17 protein-coding genes are annotated in these 18,862 nt (G+C 71.9%); 12 read left to right on the top strand and 5 right to left on the bottom strand.

Going from position 1 to position 18,862, the window contains the following annotated elements; translation table 11 throughout:
• Positions 1–818 (bottom strand): sensor histidine kinase (locus V7E45_RS08665; RefSeq protein WP_333773508.1); only part of this gene is annotated, 818 nt, incomplete at its 3' end.
• A gap of 243 nt (positions 819–1,061) precedes the next feature.
• Between V7E45_RS08665 and V7E45_RS08660 the strand changes: the two genes are divergently transcribed.
• Entirely contained in the window at positions 1,062–1,709 is a 648-nt protein-coding gene (locus tag V7E45_RS08660) for a DUF1707 SHOCT-like domain-containing protein (protein ID WP_333773507.1), read from the top strand.
• A gap of 95 nt (positions 1,710–1,804) precedes the next feature.
• On the opposite strand, the gene V7E45_RS08655 is transcribed toward V7E45_RS08660, so the two are convergent.
• Positions 1,805–2,725, bottom strand: coding sequence for a GNAT family N-acetyltransferase (locus V7E45_RS08655; RefSeq protein ID WP_333773506.1), 921 nt, complete (start codon positions 2,723–2,725; stop codon positions 1,805–1,807).
• Between the two features lie 411 nt (positions 2,726–3,136).
• Between V7E45_RS08655 and V7E45_RS08650 the strand changes: the two genes are divergently transcribed.
• On the top strand, positions 3,137–3,523 hold the full coding sequence (locus V7E45_RS08650) for a hypothetical protein (protein WP_333773505.1): 387 nt from the start codon (positions 3,137–3,139) through the stop codon (positions 3,521–3,523).
• A gap of 309 nt (positions 3,524–3,832) precedes the next feature.
• Here the strand turns inward: V7E45_RS08650 and V7E45_RS08645 are convergent, their stop codons facing one another.
• Entirely contained in the window at positions 3,833–4,723 is an 891-nt protein-coding gene (locus V7E45_RS08645; protein WP_333773504.1) for a helix-turn-helix transcriptional regulator, read from the bottom strand.
• A 224-nt stretch (positions 4,724–4,947) separates the two neighbouring features.
• Between V7E45_RS08645 and V7E45_RS08640 the strand changes: the two genes are divergently transcribed.
• From V7E45_RS08640 to V7E45_RS08595, 10 genes are all read left to right on the top strand, one after another.
• Positions 4,948–5,271 carry a carboxymuconolactone decarboxylase family protein gene (locus V7E45_RS08640; protein WP_333773503.1) on the top strand — a complete coding sequence of 108 codons (324 nt, stop codon included), beginning with the start codon at positions 4,948–4,950 and terminating at the stop codon, positions 5,269–5,271.
• A 31-nt stretch (positions 5,272–5,302) separates the two neighbouring features.
• Entirely contained in the window at positions 5,303–5,704 is a 402-nt protein-coding gene (locus V7E45_RS08635) for a (R)-mandelonitrile lyase (RefSeq protein WP_333773502.1), read from the top strand.
• Between the two features lie 33 nt (positions 5,705–5,737).
• On the top strand, positions 5,738–6,760 hold the full coding sequence (locus tag V7E45_RS08630) for a zinc-dependent alcohol dehydrogenase family protein (protein WP_333773501.1): 1,023 nt from the start codon (positions 5,738–5,740) through the stop codon (positions 6,758–6,760).
• A 277-nt stretch (positions 6,761–7,037) separates the two neighbouring features.
• Complete coding sequence (locus V7E45_RS08625; protein WP_333773500.1) at positions 7,038–8,552, top strand: MFS transporter; 1,515 nt, start codon at positions 7,038–7,040, stop codon at positions 8,550–8,552.
• A gap of 423 nt (positions 8,553–8,975) precedes the next feature.
• Positions 8,976–10,238, top strand: a complete 1,263-nt coding sequence (locus tag V7E45_RS08620; RefSeq protein WP_333773499.1) for a phenylacetate--CoA ligase family protein — start codon at positions 8,976–8,978, stop codon at positions 10,236–10,238.
• Entirely contained in the window at positions 10,235–11,518 is a 1,284-nt protein-coding gene (locus tag V7E45_RS08615; protein ID WP_333773498.1) for an MFS transporter, read from the top strand. Before V7E45_RS08620 ends, V7E45_RS08615 begins: the two co-directional genes overlap by 4 nt.
• Positions 11,515–12,651: a GNAT family N-acetyltransferase gene (locus V7E45_RS08610; RefSeq protein ID WP_333773497.1), complete on the top strand. Its 1,137-nt coding sequence runs from the start codon at positions 11,515–11,517 to the stop codon at positions 12,649–12,651. Before V7E45_RS08615 ends, V7E45_RS08610 begins: the two co-directional genes overlap by 4 nt.
• Positions 12,648–13,814 carry a LuxE/PaaK family acyltransferase gene (locus tag V7E45_RS08605; RefSeq protein ID WP_333773496.1) on the top strand — a complete coding sequence of 389 codons (1,167 nt, stop codon included), beginning with the start codon at positions 12,648–12,650 and terminating at the stop codon, positions 13,812–13,814. The genes V7E45_RS08610 and V7E45_RS08605 overlap by 4 nt, the downstream gene beginning before the upstream one ends.
• On the top strand, positions 13,811–16,345 hold the full coding sequence (locus V7E45_RS08600; protein WP_333773495.1) for an acyl-CoA reductase: 2,535 nt from the start codon (positions 13,811–13,813) through the stop codon (positions 16,343–16,345). Before V7E45_RS08605 ends, V7E45_RS08600 begins: the two co-directional genes overlap by 4 nt.
• Before the next feature lie 159 nt (positions 16,346–16,504).
• Complete coding sequence (locus V7E45_RS08595) at positions 16,505–17,095, top strand: DUF4232 domain-containing protein (protein WP_333773494.1); 591 nt, start codon at positions 16,505–16,507, stop codon at positions 17,093–17,095.
• A gap of 43 nt (positions 17,096–17,138) precedes the next feature.
• Here V7E45_RS08595 and V7E45_RS08590 read toward each other — a convergent pair whose 3' ends face one another.
• Both V7E45_RS08590 and V7E45_RS08585 read right to left on the bottom strand, forming a co-directional pair.
• A complete protein-coding gene (locus V7E45_RS08590) occupies positions 17,139–17,951 on the bottom strand; it encodes a restriction endonuclease (RefSeq protein ID WP_333773493.1) in 813 nt (270 codons plus the stop codon).
• A gap of 267 nt (positions 17,952–18,218) precedes the next feature.
• Entirely contained in the window at positions 18,219–18,692 is a 474-nt protein-coding gene (locus tag V7E45_RS08585; RefSeq protein WP_333773492.1) for a hypothetical protein, read from the bottom strand.
• Positions 18,693–18,862 lie beyond the last annotated feature (170 nt).

Genomic DNA, 18,862 nt, shown 5'->3' with positions numbered 1-18,862 from the left:
GCCCCGGCCACCTCGGCCACCCCGCTCGCTCCGGCCGCTCCGCCCGTCGTCACAGCCGTCCCGTCCGCGCCGTCGTCGGCCGCGTCGGGGCCGAACGCGCGTAGCAGCAGGCGTAGTTCGCCGAGTGCCGAGCGGGCACCTGTTTCGATGGCGCGCAATGCCTGGCGGGCCTGGTCGGGTTTCTGGATGAACACGTCGTCGGCCGCGGCCGCCTGGACGACCATCACCGACAGGGTGTGGGCGACGACGTCGTGGACCTCGCGTGCGATCCGTGCGCGTTCCTCGACCACGGCCCGGCGCGTCTCCGCTCTCGTCCGTTCCTGCTGCGCCCTGCGCCACTGGCCCGCCATCCACGCCAGAGCCACCGTCAGGAGGTAGACGGCCAGGCCGGCGGGGCCACCCGCGCGAAAGGCCAGCGGGGCCGGCAGGCACATCGCCGCCAGCGCTCGTACCGAAATCCGGCGCGGCCTGGTGGCCGACAGCACGCACAGGGTGATCTGCGCCGCGAGCAGCGCCCCGGTGAGGGTCACCGCGGGCAGCAGCGCCCACACCGCCAGCCCCGTCACCGCGTTCACGGCCAGCACGGCGGCCGGGGCACGCGTCTGCCATCTCAGGGCGCAGACCTGCGTAAGGACCAGGATCACGGCCGCGGGCAGGCGCGGGCCGTGTTCCGCCCCGGCGACGAGCACCGAGGTGCCGAGGACGGTGAGGACCACGGCGGCCGACGCCCACCACAGCCTCCGGGCCGCCCCGGCCGGCAGCCCGCCCGGCGCCTGCCCGGCGAAGGCGCCGTCCGGGTATGTGTTGCTGCCATCCACGCCCCGACCCTACCCAGGGGAGCGCGGCGAACCGGTGCTGCGTGCCCGCTGGCATCGCCCCCTTGGGGTGAAGGGGCGCCCGACCGGATTCATGTCGCGATATAGCGCTAGTCTTCTCCTCGCGTCGCCGACCGCGCCGCGCGGAGACGTTCGACAGGTCCAGGACGGCCAGGACCAGGAACAGAACCCGGTCCAGGTCCGGGTCGGGTCCGGGTTCCACCACGATCGGAGCAGGACGGAAACATGTCGGGAGAGATCTCACCCACCGGGCAGCGCCCCGGCGACGGCTCGTCGCCCGGGCTGCGTGCCTCTCACGCGGACCGTGACCGGGTGGTGGACGTGCTGCGGATCGCGGCGGGAGACGGCCTGCTGAGCGCGGACGAACTGGACGAGCGCCTGGAAGCCGCCCTGTCGGCACGGACACTGGGCGAGCTGGCCCCGCTCACCGCCGACCTGCCGCCCGCCGGTGTGATGGGTGCCGAGGTCAAGGACGTGATCCGGATCGAGCAGGTCCACAGCGGCCCCGTCGAGCGCGCGGGACGCTGGGTGGTGCCGCGCAGGCTGGAGCTCGCGGTGACGTTCTGCGAGGTGACGCTCGACTTCACCGACGCCGTGATCACGCACGACACCCTGTGTATCGACGTGGCCATGACGGGCAAGACACTGACACTGGTCACCGGACCGGGCATCGAGGTCGACACCGACGGCCTTCAGCTGGTGCACGGAAAGGTCAAGCACCGCCAGGTTCCGTCCGCTCCCGGCACGCCGGTCAGGTTGCGCGTGGAGCTGGTCGGCCAGAAGGCTCACGGCCGCGTGGTGGTTAGGCCCCCACGCCGGACCTTCGGGCAGTGGCTGCTGCGTCGGCCCGCGCGCCATTCCGCGGGCGACTGACACCGCCGTGTCGCACCGTCGGCGGGTCGGCCGCTTGAGGGCCGGCTCCCCCACCGTCCTGATCGCGTCCGTCCGCGAGTGACGGCGCGCCCACCTCACTGAGCGGGCCGCAGGCTCTTGCGGTAGACCGTGGAGCTGTGTCGAACCGTCATGCCCACACGTAGGTACAGGGCGAGCGCCCCGGTATCGGAGTGCGTCGCGAGCGTGCAGGTCCGCCGGCCCTGCCGGTGGAAGGCGCGGAAGACATGACGCAGCAGCAGGCGGGCGATGCCCTGGTTGCGGTGGTCACGGTGTACGGCGACCTCCTCGATGTAGCCATCGCCGCTCTCCGGTAGGTCCAACGATAGGGCGGCGCCGACCAGTTGGGTGCCGCTGAACGCCAACGCCGACATCGCGGGGGCGAAAGTGGGGTGTTCGACGGTGTGTTGCGCCCACTCGGAATAGGACTCGCGCCGCTGTTGCCATTCGTCGAAGGCATCCTCGATGAGTTGGTGCGCGGCATGCTCGTCACCGGAGCGAAACGGCCTCACCGTGACGCCCGCAGGCGGTTCGGGTACCGCCGGCTCGTCGGGCATGGCGAACTCCAGCAGCCATTCGGTCACCATCGGCTCGTATCCGCGCGAGCGCAGCAGTGCGACGGCATGCGTGTCGTCGTCCGGGACGGTCTGGACGATCTGCCCGCTCCCTGCCTGACGGGCCCTGGCCTCGGTCCAGTCCAGGAGCGCGGTGCCCAGACCGCGGCCCCGATGCCGGGGGTGGACGTCCACTTCGGAGCGCCGGTTCACCCAGGCACGAGCGGCCGGCCGACCCGCCTGGTCGTGGATCAGCAGGGTGTCCAGCTCGGGGATCAGTCCCGGCCGGGCGAAGACGGCAGCGATGGCCCCGGGGTCGGTCCGCACTCGTCCGTGCAATTCGCGCTCGCAGGCCGAGACGAGACGATGAATGGCGCTGATGTCATGGGCCGTCGCCGGGGCTGCCCGGTAGCCCGGAGGTAAGGCAGGCACGAGGTCTGGCATGGGCGGACCCTCCCGGGACGTCGAATCCGGCACGCTCTGGCGGTCTTTCGGCCAGGCGCAGCACCGCGACAGTGTTCCGCTCGAACCGCGGCGGATCAAAGCATTATCAAGACCGGCGCCGACGTCGGCACCTGCCCGTCGGCACTTCCCCGGTGACCGAACAACTGGTGCCGGGAACCTTCCCCGCGCCGCCACCGATGCGCGCGTGCACGCCCGTGTCCCCGAGCGGCGGTCTTGCCGTGTGCCCGCCCCATCCGCAACGCCGCGCATCTGTCAAGTCCCGACATGGAGTGTCATGACGGGCTGGGCAGGCAGCGGGCCTACTGGATGCAGCGGGGCCGCCGGACAGGACAGCCCCTCCCCACCGGCCCCGGCCGGTACCTCCCCCCTATGGATGAAGGAGCACCTCTGATGTCTGCCACCGTCACCACCCCCCGTATCTCCCACAAGCGTCGTCTGGCCCTGCTGGTGGCCACGACCGGCCTGGCGGTGGGCGGTGCCCTGATCCCGGCCGGCGCCTTCGCCGCCACCCCGGCGCACGCCGCACCCGCGACAGCGTTCCACGGCCCGCACGGCCACGGCTCCTCCACCACCAAGACCACCACGACCGAGACCACCACCAAGAACCGTCACGGCACCACGACGACCAGGACCACCGAGACGACCACGACCACCAAGACGCGGCGCGGCACCACGACCACCAAGAGCACGACAACCGAGACCACCACCAAGGGGCGGCACAAATTCCACCAGCACGACCAGGGCATAGCGGGTGGCGGCCCGGTCAACGGCCAGTAGACACGAGGGCGAAACAGTCCGGTGGCCGTGGACGGGAGCGAATCCCGTCCACGGCGCACCGGCCACTCGTGGCCGCGGGTGCGGGGGCCGTCGTACTGCTGTTCGGTGACGGGCTCGGCCCACCAGGTCCCCGGGGTGTCGTCGCCGGTGCCCTCCCACAGGGCGATGCGGTCCGTGAAGCGGTCGGGGGCGGCGCCGTGCCAGTGCTCCGCGGCGGGAGGGCAACCGACGGTCCGGCCGGCGCGGGCTTCGAAGATCCTGTTGCCGTCGCGGGTGCCGATCACGGCATCCGGCGGCCGGGGGAACGGTTCAGTGGCTGCCGGCGCGCTCCGTGTCTGCAGGTGCGGAGGCGTCTTCGGTGGCCGCCCATGTGGCCAGCAGCCGCAGTGTGTCATGGGCCGGGGTGTGCGGGGTGGCGCTGTACGCGGTCAGGGTCAGGCCGGGCTGCGCGGGCAGTTCCATGGCGTCGAAGTCCAGGGTGATCTCACCGACGGCCGGGTGGCGGAAGGCTTTGCGGCCGGTGTGGTGCAGGCGCACGTTGTGCTTGGCCCACGCGGTGCGGAACTCCTCGTTGCGGGTGACGAGCTCACCGATCAGCCCGGTCAGGTCGCTGTCGCCGGGAGCCCGTCCGGCCTCGGTGCGCAGCAGGGCCACCGTCGTGTTCACGGACTGCTCCCAGTCGGGGAAGAGATCCCGGCCGCTCGGGTTCAGGAACTGGAAGCGGGCGATGTTGACCGGGCGCGGGGCCTCATCGGTGAACAGCGGAGAGTACAGGGCGTGGCCGAGTCGGTTGACGGCGAGGATGTCGAGGCGGCCGTTGCGGATGAAGGCCGGGGAGTCGGTCATGGAGTGAAGGACGCGCAGGACACTGTCCGGGAGCGGGCCTCGGACTCGTTTGGTACGGCGGGCGGGACGTCTGGCGACGGCTCGGGCCAGGTCGTGGAGGTGGGCGCGTTCGGCCTCGTCGAGCCGCAGGGCATTGGCGACGGCGCCCAGGACTTCCTCGGAGGCTCCGGCGAGGTGGCCGCGTTCCAGGCGGACGTAGTAGTCGACGCTGACACCGGCGAGCATCGCGACTTCCTCGCGGCGCAGCCCGGGCACGCGCCGGTTGCCGCCGTACGCGGGAAGTCCGGCCTGCTGCGGTGTGATCTTGGCGCGGCGGGAGGCCAGGAAACCGCGGATGTCACCTTCGGTACTCACGCGTTCCAGGCTAGGCGGGCGGCCGCGGACGAGGGGGGTTCTGTCAGTACCTGTAACGGCCGTACCTTCCACACGCGCGTGACCTGCGGTTTCCTCGGTAGGGGCCGCTGCTGCGGCCCCCGGCGGGCACCCCGGAGGCGAGGCCCCGGGCTGCCGGGACGGGCATCCGACCACAGAGTGGGAGTGCCCGGTTCCATACCGCTCGCGACTGAAGGAGTCGCCCTATGGCGAAGCAGTCCGCGCCCCAGGAGCTGGCCGGTATCGCGCCCAAGCTCGTCGAGGTCACCAACGAGGTTCTCTTCGGCGACGTCTGGGAGCGGCCCGGGCTCTGCCCGCGGGATCGCAGCCTGGTGACCGTGAGCGTGCTGGCCGCGCTCTACCGCGGCGAACAGCTCGGCTACCACCTGCGCGTGGCCCTGGGGAACGGGCTGAGCGTGGAGGAGCTGTCCGAGGCGATCACGCACCTCGCCTTCTACGCGGGATGGCCGAACGCCATGACCGCGATCACCCTTCTCAAACAGGTCGCCGACGAGCAGGCCACCGCCTGACCAGGCGTCCTACGACAAGGAGAACCACCCTATGGAATTGTTGGACAAGCAGCCGACGATGAAGCTCCCTGCCCAGTGGTTCACCGGCGACGCGTGGGCGGACGTGATCTACCGCGGTGAGGAGCCATCCCGCGCCCGCGCGAACGCGGTGCGCTTCGCGCCCGGCGCCCGGACCGCCTGGCACAGCCATGGCCTGGGCCAGACCCTCTACATCGTGGAGGGCGTCGCCCTGATCCAGTCTCGCGGCGGCGAGATCCTCGAAGCCCGTCCGGGCGACGTGATCTGGACGCCGCCCGGCGAGGAGCACTGGCACGGTGCCGCGCCGGACCACTTCATGACGCACATCGCGCTGTGGGAGACCGATGAGGTCGACTGGCTCGAGCACATCGGCGACGACGAATACGCCGGCCCGCGCATGAGCACCCGCCGCTGATCCGAACCCGGACAACCTTTAAGGAGCACCATCATGCGCGGAGCCGTTCTTCACGCTCCCGGAGACGTGCGCTTCGAGGAGCGTGCCGACCCGGAGATCATCAATCCGACGGATGCGGTCATCCGCACCGCCGCGACCTGTGTGTGCGGCTCGGATCTGTGGGACTACCGCGGCATCAACCCGGTCGAGCAGCCGACCCCGTTCGGCCACGAGTACGTCGGCATCGTCGAGGAAGTCGGCAGCGATGTGAAGACACTGCGGCCGGGTCACTTCGTCATCGGCTCCTTCTTCGCCTCCGACAACACCTGCGCCAACTGTCGCAACGGCTACCAGAGCAACTGCCTGCACCGCGAGTTCGTGGGCGCGGGCGGCTGCCAGGCCGAGAAGATCCGCATTCCGCTCGCGGACGGCACCCTGGTCGCCACGCCCGACCAGCCGGCCGAGGAGCACATTCCCAGTCTGCTGGCCTGCTCCGACGTGATGGGCACCGGCTGGTACGCGGCGGTTGCCGCCGAGGTGCGGCCCGGCGACACGGTCGCGGTGGTCGGCGACGGCGCGGTCGGCCTGTGCGCGGTCATCGCCGCCAGGGAACTGGGAGCGGCACGGATCATCGCCATGTCCCGGCACGAGGCCAGGCAGAAGCTGGCCCGGGAGTTCGGGGCCACCGACATCGTCGCCGAACGCGGCGAGGAGGGCATCGCCCGCATCGAGGAGATGACCGGCGGGATCGGCGCCGACCGGGTCCTGGAGTGTGTGGGCACACAGGAGTCGATGCACCAGGCGCTGCGCTCGACACGGCCCGGCGGCAACGTCGGCTTCGTCGGCGTCCCGCACGGTGTGGCGGTCGACGGCACCGAACTGTTCTACTCCCACGTCGGCCTGCGCGGCGGCCCCGCCCCCGTCCGCGAGTTCCTCCCCGACCTGATCGATCGCGTGCTCACCGGCCGCATCAACCCCGGCAGGGTCTTCGACCTCACCCTGCCGCTCGAACAGGTCGCCGACGCCTACCGGGCCATGGACGAACGGCGCGCCATCAAGGCGCTCCTCAAGCCCTGAACCGACCGTTCACAGCACGCCGCGTGAGTCGACCGTGGCCGGTCGGCGCTCGCTCGGGGCGGACCTTCACGGTGGGCCTGGCGCAGACCACCGACGGTACCGAGGTCCGGGCTCGCGGCGCGGCGGCCGGAGTCGTCCGGGAGCGCCGTCGGGCGCAGGATGGATTGGGTGCGGGCTTCCCACCCGCAGGCGTCCGGGCTGCCGACCCGGGTGTGTCCCACGCCCGGTGGGGGAACTTGGCTCGCCCGGGGTGCGGCCCCCGGTGAGAGGAGCCCAGGTGACGAAGTCGGCGGCAGCGGGCGGCCGGGAACCGGGCGCCCAGGAGGCCGGGTACGAGCCGGATCCGCGCCGGTGGCGGGCCCTGTGGGTGACTCTGGTGGCCGGCTTCATGAGCCTGCTCGACGTGACGATCGTGGCGGTGGCGCTGCCCACCATCCAGCGTGACCTGCACGCTTCCCCCGCGCAGGTGCAGTGGGTGGTGTCGGGGTACGCCCTCACCTTCGCTCTCGCCCTCGTCACCGCCGGCCGGCTCGGGGACGCCCTCGACCGGCGCCGCATCTTCCTGCTGTCCCTGAGCGGCTTCGTGATCTGCAGCGCGGCCTGCGGATCGGCCCCCGACATCACACTGCTGGTCGTGGCCCGCCTCGCGCAGGGCCTGGCGGCCGGCTTCATGGCGCCCCAGAACTCCGCGCTGATCCAGCAGATGTTCCGCGGCGCCGAACGCGGCCGGGCCTTCGGATTCTTCGGCGGCACGGTGGGCATATCCGCCGCCGCCGGCCCGATCACCGGCGGCGCCATCCTGGCCCTGACCTCCGGCGACCAGGGCTGGCGGTGGATCTTCTACGTCAACCTGCCCATCGGCGTCCTGGCAGTCCTCCTGGGCCGCCGCCTGCTGCCCCACACCCGGCGCTCCGGCCGGGCACACGTCGACGTGCCCGGGGTGCTGCTCCTCGGCGCCGGGGTCCTCGCGCTGATGTACCCGCTGGTCCAGGCGGACTCAGGCGGCATCGCCAGCCTGTGGTGGCTGTTCCCGGTCGCCGCCGCGGTGCTCGCCGCCTTCGTCCATCGGCAGCGCCGGCTGGTCGCCCGGGGCGGCCAGCCGCTGCTCGACCCGCGGCTGTTCAGCACTGTGCGCGGTTACGCCGTCGGCGCGGGCGTCGGCACGCTGTACTTCATCGGCTTCAGCGGGGTCTGGCTCGTCTTCGCCCTCTTCTACCAGCACGGCCTCGGCTTCTCACCGCTCAGGTCGGGCCTGGCCGTGACCCCCTTCGCCGTCGGCTCCGCGAGCGCGGCCGTCGTCGCGGGCAGGCTGGTCGAACGCTTCGGCCGACTGCTCACCGTCTGTGGCCTCACCGGCGTGATCCTCGGCCTGGGCGGCACCGCGCTGCTGCTCCGCTACGCCCCCGTCCACACCGCTCCCTGGCTGGCCGCCCCGGTCCTGCTCCTCGGCGGCATCGGCAGCGGCTTCGTCGTCTCCCCGAACCTCACCATGACTCTGCGCGACGTTCCCGTACGCATGGCGGGCGCGGCGGGAGGCGCCCTGCAGACCGGCCAGCGGCTCGGCGCCGCGGTGGGCACCGCGGCCCTGCCGGGCCTCTTCTACCTGGTGCTCGGCAGAAGCGGCGACTATCGCGGTGCCCTCGTCGTCACCCTGGCCGCCGCCCTCGCCGGCATGGCAGCCGCCCTGTTCCTCGCTCTGTTCGACTGGGGCCGCGACCGGCACGAACGCCGCCCGCGCCGCACATGCCCGGACGAGATCGCCAACAACCCCATGCACACACGCCAGACCTGACCACCGCGACCCGAGCGAGCCAGCTTCTTCGCGCGGGCGGGCCTGTGCGAGTTCGCCAAGCTGATCCGGCACGGCGCATTCCGCCCTGGCTACCTAGGCGAGCGCCACTCCATAAGTCCTGCTTGAGTCTTCCTCAACATGCCTTTATATCCGCGCCATTGTTGTGACCACCGTCTCCGGTTCCGGCGGAACCGAAGGCTCGCCAAATGCATCCACAGGCATTCAAGCCCCTTCCATAAAGCGCCAGTTGGCGCAAGTGGTGGTCCGAATGGTGAGATACGCTTGTTCTGTGGACGCCCCGCTCACCTGCGGCGCGCTCTCTTTCTTCACATCCCTCGCGACCCGGTCCGTGTCACCGGATCTCCTCCGTCGCGCCCGTCGGCCTTTTCCCTGCCGACGGCTCACGTCTTCGAGCAGGAATTGATGCCCGTTCAACCAATCGCGGAGCTCATACGTTTCGCCCGCCGAAACTCCCCCTTCTACCGTGAGCTCTACTCCCCGCTCCCCGATGAAGTGGCTCATGTCACGGACCTTCCGGTGGTGCCGCAGGCCGAATTCTGGCGGGCCAATTCGCCCCGGGACAACCGGCTGCTGACCGCTCCACTGGACGAAGCCGTCGTGTTCCGCAGCGGCGGAACCACGGGATCGCCGAAGTTCTCCTACTACACCCGCACGGAGTGGCGGGAGTTCACCGCCACGTTCGGCGCCGGGCTGGTCCCCGCCGGACTGCGCCCTGGCCATCGGGTGGCGGACCTCTTCTACGCGGGTGACCTGTACGCGAGCTTCAGCTTCGTCCTCGACTCGCTGCACCGCTCCCCCGTCGCCAACGTCCGCCTGCCCATCGGCGGCGCGGCGCCCTGGGAATCGACCGCGGCCGCCCTGGAGGAGTTCCGGGTCCAGGTCGTCGCCGGCACACCGACCACCCTGTGCTCGCTCGCCGAGCGCCTCACCCGCGCCGGGCGGACGCTTCCGGACGTGGAGATCCTGTTCTTCGGCGGAGAATGCCTCTTCGGCGACCAACTTCCGCTGCTGAAGGCCGCGTTCCCGAAGGCCGAGCCTCGCTCCCTCGGTTATGCGAGCGTCGACGCCGGGCTCCTCGGAGCAGCCGTGCCCGGCGAGGACCCGCGGGTGCACCGGGCGTTCACCCCCGACACACTCGTCGAGATCCTCCGCGACGACAGCGACCGGCCCGTCGACGGCGACGGTGTGCCGGGGCGGCTGGTCGTCACCAGCCTGTGCCGTCGGCTCATGCCCATCCTGCGCTACCCGGCGGGCGACCGGGCGGAGTGGGTGGACCGGGACGCCGGTGTCTTCCGCATCCTCGGGCGCGCCGAGGAGGGTGTGCGGGTCGGCCCCGTCTCCCTGCACACCGAGGACGTCCACGACGTCGTCACGGCCGCCGACACCTCGGGCGAGGTGACCGGTGTCCAGCTCGTCGTGCGACGCCGGGACGGCCGGGACGGTCTCGTGCTGCGGCTCGCGGTCGCCGAACCCACTGCTGGACATGCCGGGTTGGGTGCGGCCGTCGTGGCGGGGGTGCTGGCCCAGCGCCCGTTCTACGCCGACGCCACGACCGCCGGGCACGTGAACCCGCTCGCCGTCGAGTGGGTGCGGCACCGCGACCTGGCGGTCAACTCCCGCTCCGGCAAGCTCGTCCGGGTGCTCGACGAACGGCCGCACTCGTGAGCGCGACGCCCGCGCCCGCGCGGCGCCTGCCGCTGGTCCTGCGCAACCCCTCCTTCGGGAGGGTCTGGGCCGGTCAGCTGCTCACCCAGGCCGCAGGCAGGATGTTCCAGGTCGGCGTGGTCTGGTGGCTCGTGGGGTACGCGGGCGGCCCGCACCGCGGTCTCGACTCGGGCCTCTTCCTCATGGTGAGCACCCTGCCCGCGGTGGCGCTCGCCTCCGTGGTCGCCCGCATCGTCGAACGGCACGCGCACCGCACGGTGCTGGCCGGTGCGGCGGCCGCCGCGGGCGTGGTGGCCGCGGCGGCCGCCGTCGTGGCCCACGCCGGCACGCTGCCCGTGGTCGCCGCCTACGGGGTCGGGCTGGCGCTGGCCGGGTGTCAGGCGGTGTTCGATCCGTGCCTGACCACGTCGGTGCCGGAACTCGTCGAGGACGCCGACATCGAGGCGGCCACCGGCTTCGAACTGTCCACGCAGTCCATGGCCGGCCTGTGCGGCGGCCTGCTCGGCCCGCTCGTCGTCGACGCCGGCTCGCTGGCCACCGTCGTCGCCGCCTGCGCTGCCGCGTACCTGCTCGCCGCCCTGCTGGTCGCCTCCGCGCGTTTCCCGCACCCCGCGGTGCCGGACGCACCCGCGGCCGGCGCGGCCCCAGGACGGCGCACGCTGCGCCAAGTACTGGCCGGACTGCCGTTCATCCGCCGTGTCCTGGTCTGCTTCGCCGCCGCCAACGTCTTCACCACGGCCGTCTACGTGGTGATGCCGCTGTACACCCGGGAGGTGCTGCACGCGAGCGGCTCGATGGTCGCCTCGCTGGAGGCGGCCCTCGGTGCGGGCACTCTGGTCGGGTCGTTCACCGGCGGTCGCCTGCCTGGCCGCCCGGTCGCCGTGGGCAGCGTGTGCCTGGCGGTGATGGCGGCGGCCCTCGGAGTGCCGGGCCTGTTCGCCCACCCCGCGGCGGCGGCCGGTTCGATGGCCGTGGCCGGCTGGTGCGTCGGAGTGATCGGCGTGCGGTTCGTGGCACTGTTCCAACGGCTGGTACCCGCCGACGACAAGCCTGGCTTCTTCGCCGTCATGCAGGCGCTGCTGGGCGCGACGTTCCCCGTGTCGTCACTCGTGTTCGGCGCGCTGGGCGACCATCTGAACGCCCGGACGCTGTGCCTGGCTCAGGGCGCCGGGCTCGTGCCCGTGGCGCTGGCGTTGTGGTGGCTCGGCGGCCGTGCCGACGGCGCCGCGCGGCGGGCGGCCGCCGCACCGGCGACGGTACCGGCGGGAGACGCGTCATGACCGTCGTCCTCTCCCCCGCACACGTCCAGGACATCGCGGACCTGCGGCAGTTGTACTTCGAGGTGTACGGCCACGGCTATCCGGTGCCGCTCGGCAGCGACCCGGCCGTCATGCGCCGGCTGATCACGGACGGCACCGCGCACTGGCTCACCGCCCGTGCGCCCGGTGGCGCCCTGGTCGGCTCCGCCGTCGTCGTCACCGAGCCGGGCAGCCGCATCGGCAAGCTGGTCGGCCTCGCGGTGCACCCCGGCCACCGCGGCGGCGGGCTGGCCTCCCGGCTGACCGGCGCGGTGTGCGAGGAGGCGTTCGGCACCGGCCGCCTGGACTCGGTGTACGCCACCGTCCGCGTGGTCACGGCGGGCCCTCAGCACGTCGTCGTGCGCAACGGTTTCCGGCCGCTCGGCCTGCTGCCGAACGCCGTCGAGGTCGACGGATGCGAGACGTTGGCGCTGTTCGCCCGCTACGCCGACGGCGTGCTGGAGCGGCGCGCACCCGTGGCTGCCGTGCCGGACGGGTTGTCGGCGCTGCTCGCCGCCGCCTCGACCGGTGTCGGCATCGATTACGGGAGCACGCGGGGCGCCCCGGGCCGGGGAGCGGTGCCCACGGCCGCCGGGGCCGAGCCGATCGAGCTGATCACGGCTCCCGGCTTCGTGCGGCGGCGCTTCCTTGAGCTCTTCCCGCAGCCGGGCGACCGCTTCTTCCCGCTGCACACGCCCAACGCGGTGCTGGCCGCCGCGGACGGCAGCTTCGAGGCGTACGCCGACCTCGACCCGGTCGCGGGCAGCTGCGCCCTGGTCGCCGTCCACCCCCGCCCGTCCGCTGTGGCCGGAGCCCTCGAAGGGCTGATGGTCACGCTCACCCGGGCGGGCGCCGACTACGCCGAGACACTGCTGCCGCTGGCCGACACCGAGGCCCTGGAGGTCTTCCTCGCCTCGGGCTTCGTACCCAGCGCGCTCTACCCGGCGATGCGGCGCATCCACGACCGCCTGCACGACTACGTGGTGCTCTCGCGCACCAGCCGTCAGATCGACTTCCGCACGACAGCCGTCAGCCCGCTGCTCCGGCCGTACCTCGGCGCCTACCTGAGTGCCTGGACCTCCACCTACCTGCCCCTTCACGAGGTGTCCCGATGAAGCCCCATCTCGCTCCCGTCGAGGTCCCCGACCCGGCGGCGCTCGGCCACGTACAGCAGTTGTGCGACCTGGCGGAGCCGTACGCCCATGGCGAGGCCGCCGACGAGCTGTTCGCCACGGCGATGGCCGAGACCAACGCCTGGCACGCCGGCCGCTCCCCCTTCTTCGCCGCCCTCCTCGGCGACCCGGCCGAGGCCGCGGCGCCCACCGTCGGCAGCGGGGTACGCACCCCGCTGGTGCCCGCCGCGTTCTTCAAACGCCATGAGGTGCTGTCGGTCCCGCGCGAGGAGGTGTTCCTGCACCTGACCTCCTCGGGCACCTCCGGCCAGAAGTCACAGATGTTCTTCGACGAGTGGACCATCCGCTCGGCGCAGCGCATGGTGGCCCGGATCTTCGACCACTACGGCTGGATCACCCCCGACCAGCCGGTGAACTACCTGCTGTACAGCTACGAGCCGGCACCGGCACTGAAGCTGGGCACCTCGTTCACCGACAACTACCTGTGCGACTTCGCCCCGGCCCGGCACACCACGCACGCGCTGCGGCACACCGGCACCGGCCACGAGTTCGACGTGAACGGATGCATCGCGGCACTCCACCGCTACGCCGAGGACGACGTGCCGGTGCGCATCCTGGGCTTCCCCGCGTTTCTGTACTTCACCCTGGAGCGGATGCGGGCGATGGGCCTGCCACCGCTACGGCTGCCCGAGGGTTCCCTGGTGGTGCTCGGCGGCGGCTGGAAGGGCCACGCCGACCGGCAGATCGGCAAGGACGCGTTCTACGCCGAAGTGACCGAACGCCTCGGCATCCCCGGCGACCGCGTCCGCGACACCTTCGGCTCGGTCGAGCACTGCGTGCCCTACGTCGAGTGCGCCGAGCACCGGCTGCATGTGCCCGTGTGGTCGCGCGCGGCGGTGCGGGACACCGCGACGCTGCGCCCGCTGCCGTACGGCGAACGCGGCTTCCTGCACCTGGTCAGCCCCTACATCACCTCGGTGCCCGCGCACAGCGTGGTGATGGGCGACCTCGCGTCGCTGCACCCGGGCGGGGAGTGCCCGTGCCCGCTGTCCACCGACTGGTTCACCGTGCACGGTCGTGCCGGGGTGAGCCGCAACCGCAGCTGCGCCGTCGCCGCCGCCGAACTGATGAAGGGAATGTCGTGACCACCACCTCCGTACTCCATCTCTGGCAGGGCGAGTTCGTCGACGAGGCAGAGGCCGGCCGACGGCTCGACACGCTGGCTGAGCTCGCCGGACGGGTCCTGACCCGCCCCCTGCCCACCGACGTGGTGCTCGATGCCTGCGCCGTGGTCGGCCGCGACCTGACCGATCCCACGTCCGCGCTGTACGTGCGGCTTGCCGGTCAGCTGCCCGCCGGGCAGGCCCGGGCCGTACTGGGCGAACTGGCGGCCGCGCTGACCCGGGAGGCGCTGGAGCGCAAGCTGCGGCGGGAACTGGGGGGCTTGCGCCCGGAACGGCTCACCCGGCCCGACGCCCGCGAGACGGTGTACGAGGCGTGGGCACCGGTCGGTCTGCTGGTGCACATCGCGCCCGGCAACGCCGCGGCCGTGGCACCGCTGAGCGTCGTCGAAGGGCTGCTGGCCGGCAACGTCAACGTGCTGAAGACAAGCAGCTCGGACTCGGACCTCGCCCTGGACCTGCTCGCCGCCCTCGGTGCCGCCGATCCCTCCGGGTTGATCGCCGAGCGCGTCGTCGCCCTGCGTTTCCCGTCCTCGCGCCGAGCGTGGCTTGAGGCACTGTGCGAGCAGGCGGACGCCATCGCGGTGTGGGGCGGCGAGGACGCGGTCCGCGCGGCCGACGAACTGGCCAGGCCCGGCTGCCGGGTGGTCGCCTGGGGTCACCGGATCTCCTTCGCCTACCTGACCCGGCGGGCCGCGTCCGAGGACGGCGTCCTCGACGCCCTCGCCGAGGACGTCTGCCGACTGGAACAGCAGGCCTGCTCAAGCCCGCAGGTGATCTACCTCGACACCGAGGGCACCGAGGGCACCGAGGGCACCGAGGAACTGTTCGCGTTCGCGGCCCGGTTCGCCGAGCGGCTGGCGAAGGTCTCCGGCGAGCGACCCGCGCCCGCACCCGGCCAGGCCGAGCAGGCCGAGATCACCACCGTGCAGCAGCTCGCCCTGCTCGAACAACACCTCGGCCTCACCCGCGTGTTCGCCGCCGAGGACGGTTCCTGGCGGGTCCTGGCCGACACCCGGCCCGCACTCGACGCCTCCCCGCTCCACCGCAGCGTCCTGGTGAAACCGCTGCCCCGGCACGCGGTCACCGCGACACTGCGGCCCATGCGCCGCTACCTGCAGACGGCGGCGGTCGCGGGCGACCCCGCAGAGGTGGCCGCCCTCTCCCGCGCGATGTTCGCCGCGGGTGTCACCCGCATCACCCCGGTCGGCTCCATGCTGGAAAGCTACGAGGGCGAACCGCACGACGGTGTCTACGCCTTGCAGCGCTACAGCCGCAGGATCAGCCTGCGCCCGACGGACACGGACTTCGCGACCGTCGCCTGCCCCGACGACCTGATCTCCGCGCCGGTACTGCCCCCCGCGCCCGTCGCACCGCTGCTGGGCAAGGAGGGCGTACAGCGTGCCCTCGCCACCCTGGACCCGCGCCACGCACACCTGTACTTCCGCAGTGGAGGCTCGACGGGTGCTCCGGCGCTGTCGGTGTTCACCTGCGACGACTACGACAACCAGATGCTTGCAGCGGCCGACGGACTGCTGACCGCAGGCTTCGACCCGGCCCACGACAGGGCGGCCAACCTGTTCTACTGCGGCGGCATGTACGGCAGCTTCATCAGCTTCTTCTCCATCCTGGAACGGCTGAACGCCACCCAGATCCCGATGGCCGCGGGTCCCGACCACGCCATGGTCGCCGACGCACTGATAGCCCACGGCGCGGACACCCTCTTCGGTATGCCCTCCTACCTGTGGCAGCTGCTGCACGCCGAGGGCGACCGGCTGCGCGCGTACGGCGGGATCCGGAAGGTCTTCTACGGCGGCGAGCACTTCACGGCTGAACAACGCCGCGTCCTCACCGAGGAGCTCGGAGTTCGGGTCATCCGCTCCGCGGCCTATGGCAGCACCGACCTCGGCCCCCTGGGCTACCAGTGCGCCTCCTCCGAGGGCTCCGTCCACCACGTACTGACCGACCTGCACACACTGGAGATCCTGGACCCGTACGAGGACCGGTCGGTGGCACCGGGCGAGCCGGGACGGCTCGTGTTCACCTCCCGGGCACGAGCCGGCCAGCGACTGGAACGCTACGAGATCGGAGACCTGGGCCGGGCCGTGCCGGGACCGTGCGCGTGCGGCAGCCACGTGCCCCGCCTGGAACTGCTCGGCCGCTACGGCGACGTCGTACGCGTGGGCACGTACTTCGTCAACTACCGACGCATCGTCCAAGCGGCACAGGAGCGACTCGCTTACCACGGCGAGGTACAGATGGTCGTCGAGACCGGCACCGACCGGGAACGGCTGACCGTCCGCCTCGACGAGCAGTACGCCACCGACCCCGAGAGCGCCCGGACCGCTCTCGCTCGTGAGGTGACGGAACTCGCCTCAGCCGTGGAGGAGGGGCTGCTGACCCTGACCGTGCAGACCGTAGCCAGGGACGCGTTCGAGCACACGGCGACCAGCGGGAAACTGCGCACGGTGATCGACCTGCGCCGGCGACGCTAGCCGGGGCCGGGCGCCGAGACCGGGGCGGGGGCCGGGCTGTGGCGCGATGCGGCGCGCCGCAGCCCGGCGCGAAATCGACCGAACTTTCTCCGCACCGCCGGCATCAGACCTTTGAGAAGGCCGACCGCAGGGCGACGACCAAGGGGAAGAAGGCTCATCATGACGAAGCAGCACCGCGACCACCTGCTGCGCACCGCCGAGGACACCCGCTTGCACCTGCGGGTCCACCCGCACCTCGTGCGCGCGGCACTCGCCGCGATGACCGCCGCCGGGGTGGGCGTGGCCGGCGCCGGACTCGCGCAGGCCGCCCCGGCCACCACGCCGACCTGCTCCGTCTCGGCCCTGACCGCCTCCTTCGGCCAGGGCCTGGCGGGCGGCATGAACCACCAGGGGGCGGTCCTCGAGCTGAAGAACACCGGTGCCCACACCTGCCTGCTGCGCGGCTACCCCGGTCTCGGCCTGGAGAGCTCCGCTCACCGGGCACTCCACTCGACGACCCACTGGGGCGACACCTGGTACGCGAAGAGCCCGGCCAAGTCCACGCTCACCCTCCGCAAGGGCCAGAGCGCCGAGGCGGTCATATCCTGGACGCACGCCAACACCGGCACCCCGGACGCCGTCCACGCCGCCTACCTCGAAGTCACCCCTCCCGCGGCGAGGAGTCACAAGACGCTCAAGTTCCCGCAGTGGGTCGACCACGGTGACCTCCAGGTCACCGCTCTCGCCCACCGGATCCACATCAACGACTGAGCGCGGCGCGGCCACCGCCCACGTGCTTCGGCCTCCCCGAGGCTCAGCCCTCGTACGGTGTCTCCCAGGGACGGGGACCTGTGCCCAGATGCCATGCGGTGAGGGCCTCTGCGTCCATGCACAAGATGCCGCACTGCTCTGCGTACTCCAGGGCCGGCGCCGTGAATTCGGCTGTGGTGACGAGGACGGCGACGTCGGCCTCGTGGACCGTGAAACAGGTACCACCGAAACGCTGCAGGTCCTGCGAGCCGACCCTGTTGCCCTCGCCGTACCGCTTGCACTGCACCACCAGGCGGTGCCCGGTGGGGGTCAGAGCCAGCACATCGGCCCCCAAGTCCCCCGCGCCGCCGACCACTTCCACCTCCGTGCACCCGTCCCGGGCACACAGCTCGGCTATCGCCCGCTCGAACTCCTCCGGATCAAGTACCGCATAGTCCATGGCCGGCGGGACGACGGCCGCATCGAGCAGGAGAGTCTTCTCCTCGGGCACGCCACCCGGTGCCGGTGTCATGGGCGGGCCGGCCGGCTCCAGCGGAGCGGTGGCCACGGCCGGCTCCCGCAGTACGTCGGCCGCCGTCTGGGCCGCGTCCTCCAGGGCCTCGGTCGCGCGCCGCAAAGCTCTGCGAGCCGACCACCGTTGGCGGCCCCGGTGACAGGCCACCACCGCGGCAGAGGCCAGCAACAGCAGAATGATCGCCCACACGGGACGGCGCTGTGCCGCCTGCGCGGCGGTGCGGGCGACCAGTCCCCCAAGGCTCAGCAGCAGAGCGAGAAGGACGAAGAACAGAGCCGTCGTACGCAGATCGAAATGGCGAGGACGGCGCACAGGACGCAGCGGGCGAGTAGGCACAGTCACGGCGGTGGTTCCTCCCAAGCGGACTTCCGGTGAAGATCACTTGGAGGCTTGTGCCCCGCGCGGGACGGTTCACCGTGACACCGGCTGGGACGATGTCCCGGAACACGGATGGAGTGCGCGGAGGTGGCCGCGAAGGCGCTCAAGAACGCGAAACGTGGGGCGCGGACGGCTGCCGGGGGCGTGGGGTCGAGCGGCCCCGGTCGCGGGCGCGGGTGCGGGTATGGACGCCGTGCGGTGGGCCCGTCGGCCCACCGCCCGAACGGGGCGTCAGATACGGCCGCCGGTCAGCCGGGTGATCGGACCGTGGCTGTGACGGCCGGAACGGCGGCCCGCCACGTAGGAGACGGCCGTCAGCGCGGTCATACCCGCACCGACACCGGCGGCGATCAGCTTGCGGTGAGCGATCACCGCGAGAGCCGTCTTCGCCGTGGCAGCGACCTGTCCGGTGGCCGCCTTGGCCGTGGCCGCGACCTGGCCGGTCGTAGCCACGAGCGTCTGGCGGCCCGCCTCGACGGAACGGGCCATGCCCTGGGCCGCCGAGCCGACCGTGTCGGCGGAGCGCTCGGCCCCGGCGACGGCTGCCGACTTCGCCGCCGACGCGGTGTCATCCGCCTTGCCCGCCGCGTTCTTCGCGGCCCCGGATGCGGGAGCGGTCGCCTTGTCCGCAGCACGCCGTGCCTTCGCGGCAGCCTCTCGGGATGCCGCCTGCTTGTTGTTCGTTCCGGTCTTCGGTTCAGTCATGGACTTCGCGTTGCCCCTCCCCGAGCCTGCAAACACGTTCGGCCACACCACCTACGAACCCTGCGGTTCCGCCTTGACAGGCGGGCCACTTCTGTCGCCGTCCCCCGCTCCAGGCGGGTGGGACGGGCAGGGGCAGCGGTGAAGGGCAGCGTCAGCAGGAAGGCGAGCTC

The sequence above is a fragment of the Streptomyces sp. IBSBF 3136 genome (assembly GCF_036815105.1).
Lineage (GTDB): Bacteria > Actinomycetota > Actinomycetes > Streptomycetales > Streptomycetaceae > Streptomyces.
Note: the sequence above shows the minus strand (reverse complement) of the source record. Positions and strands in the feature narration are given on the sequence as shown.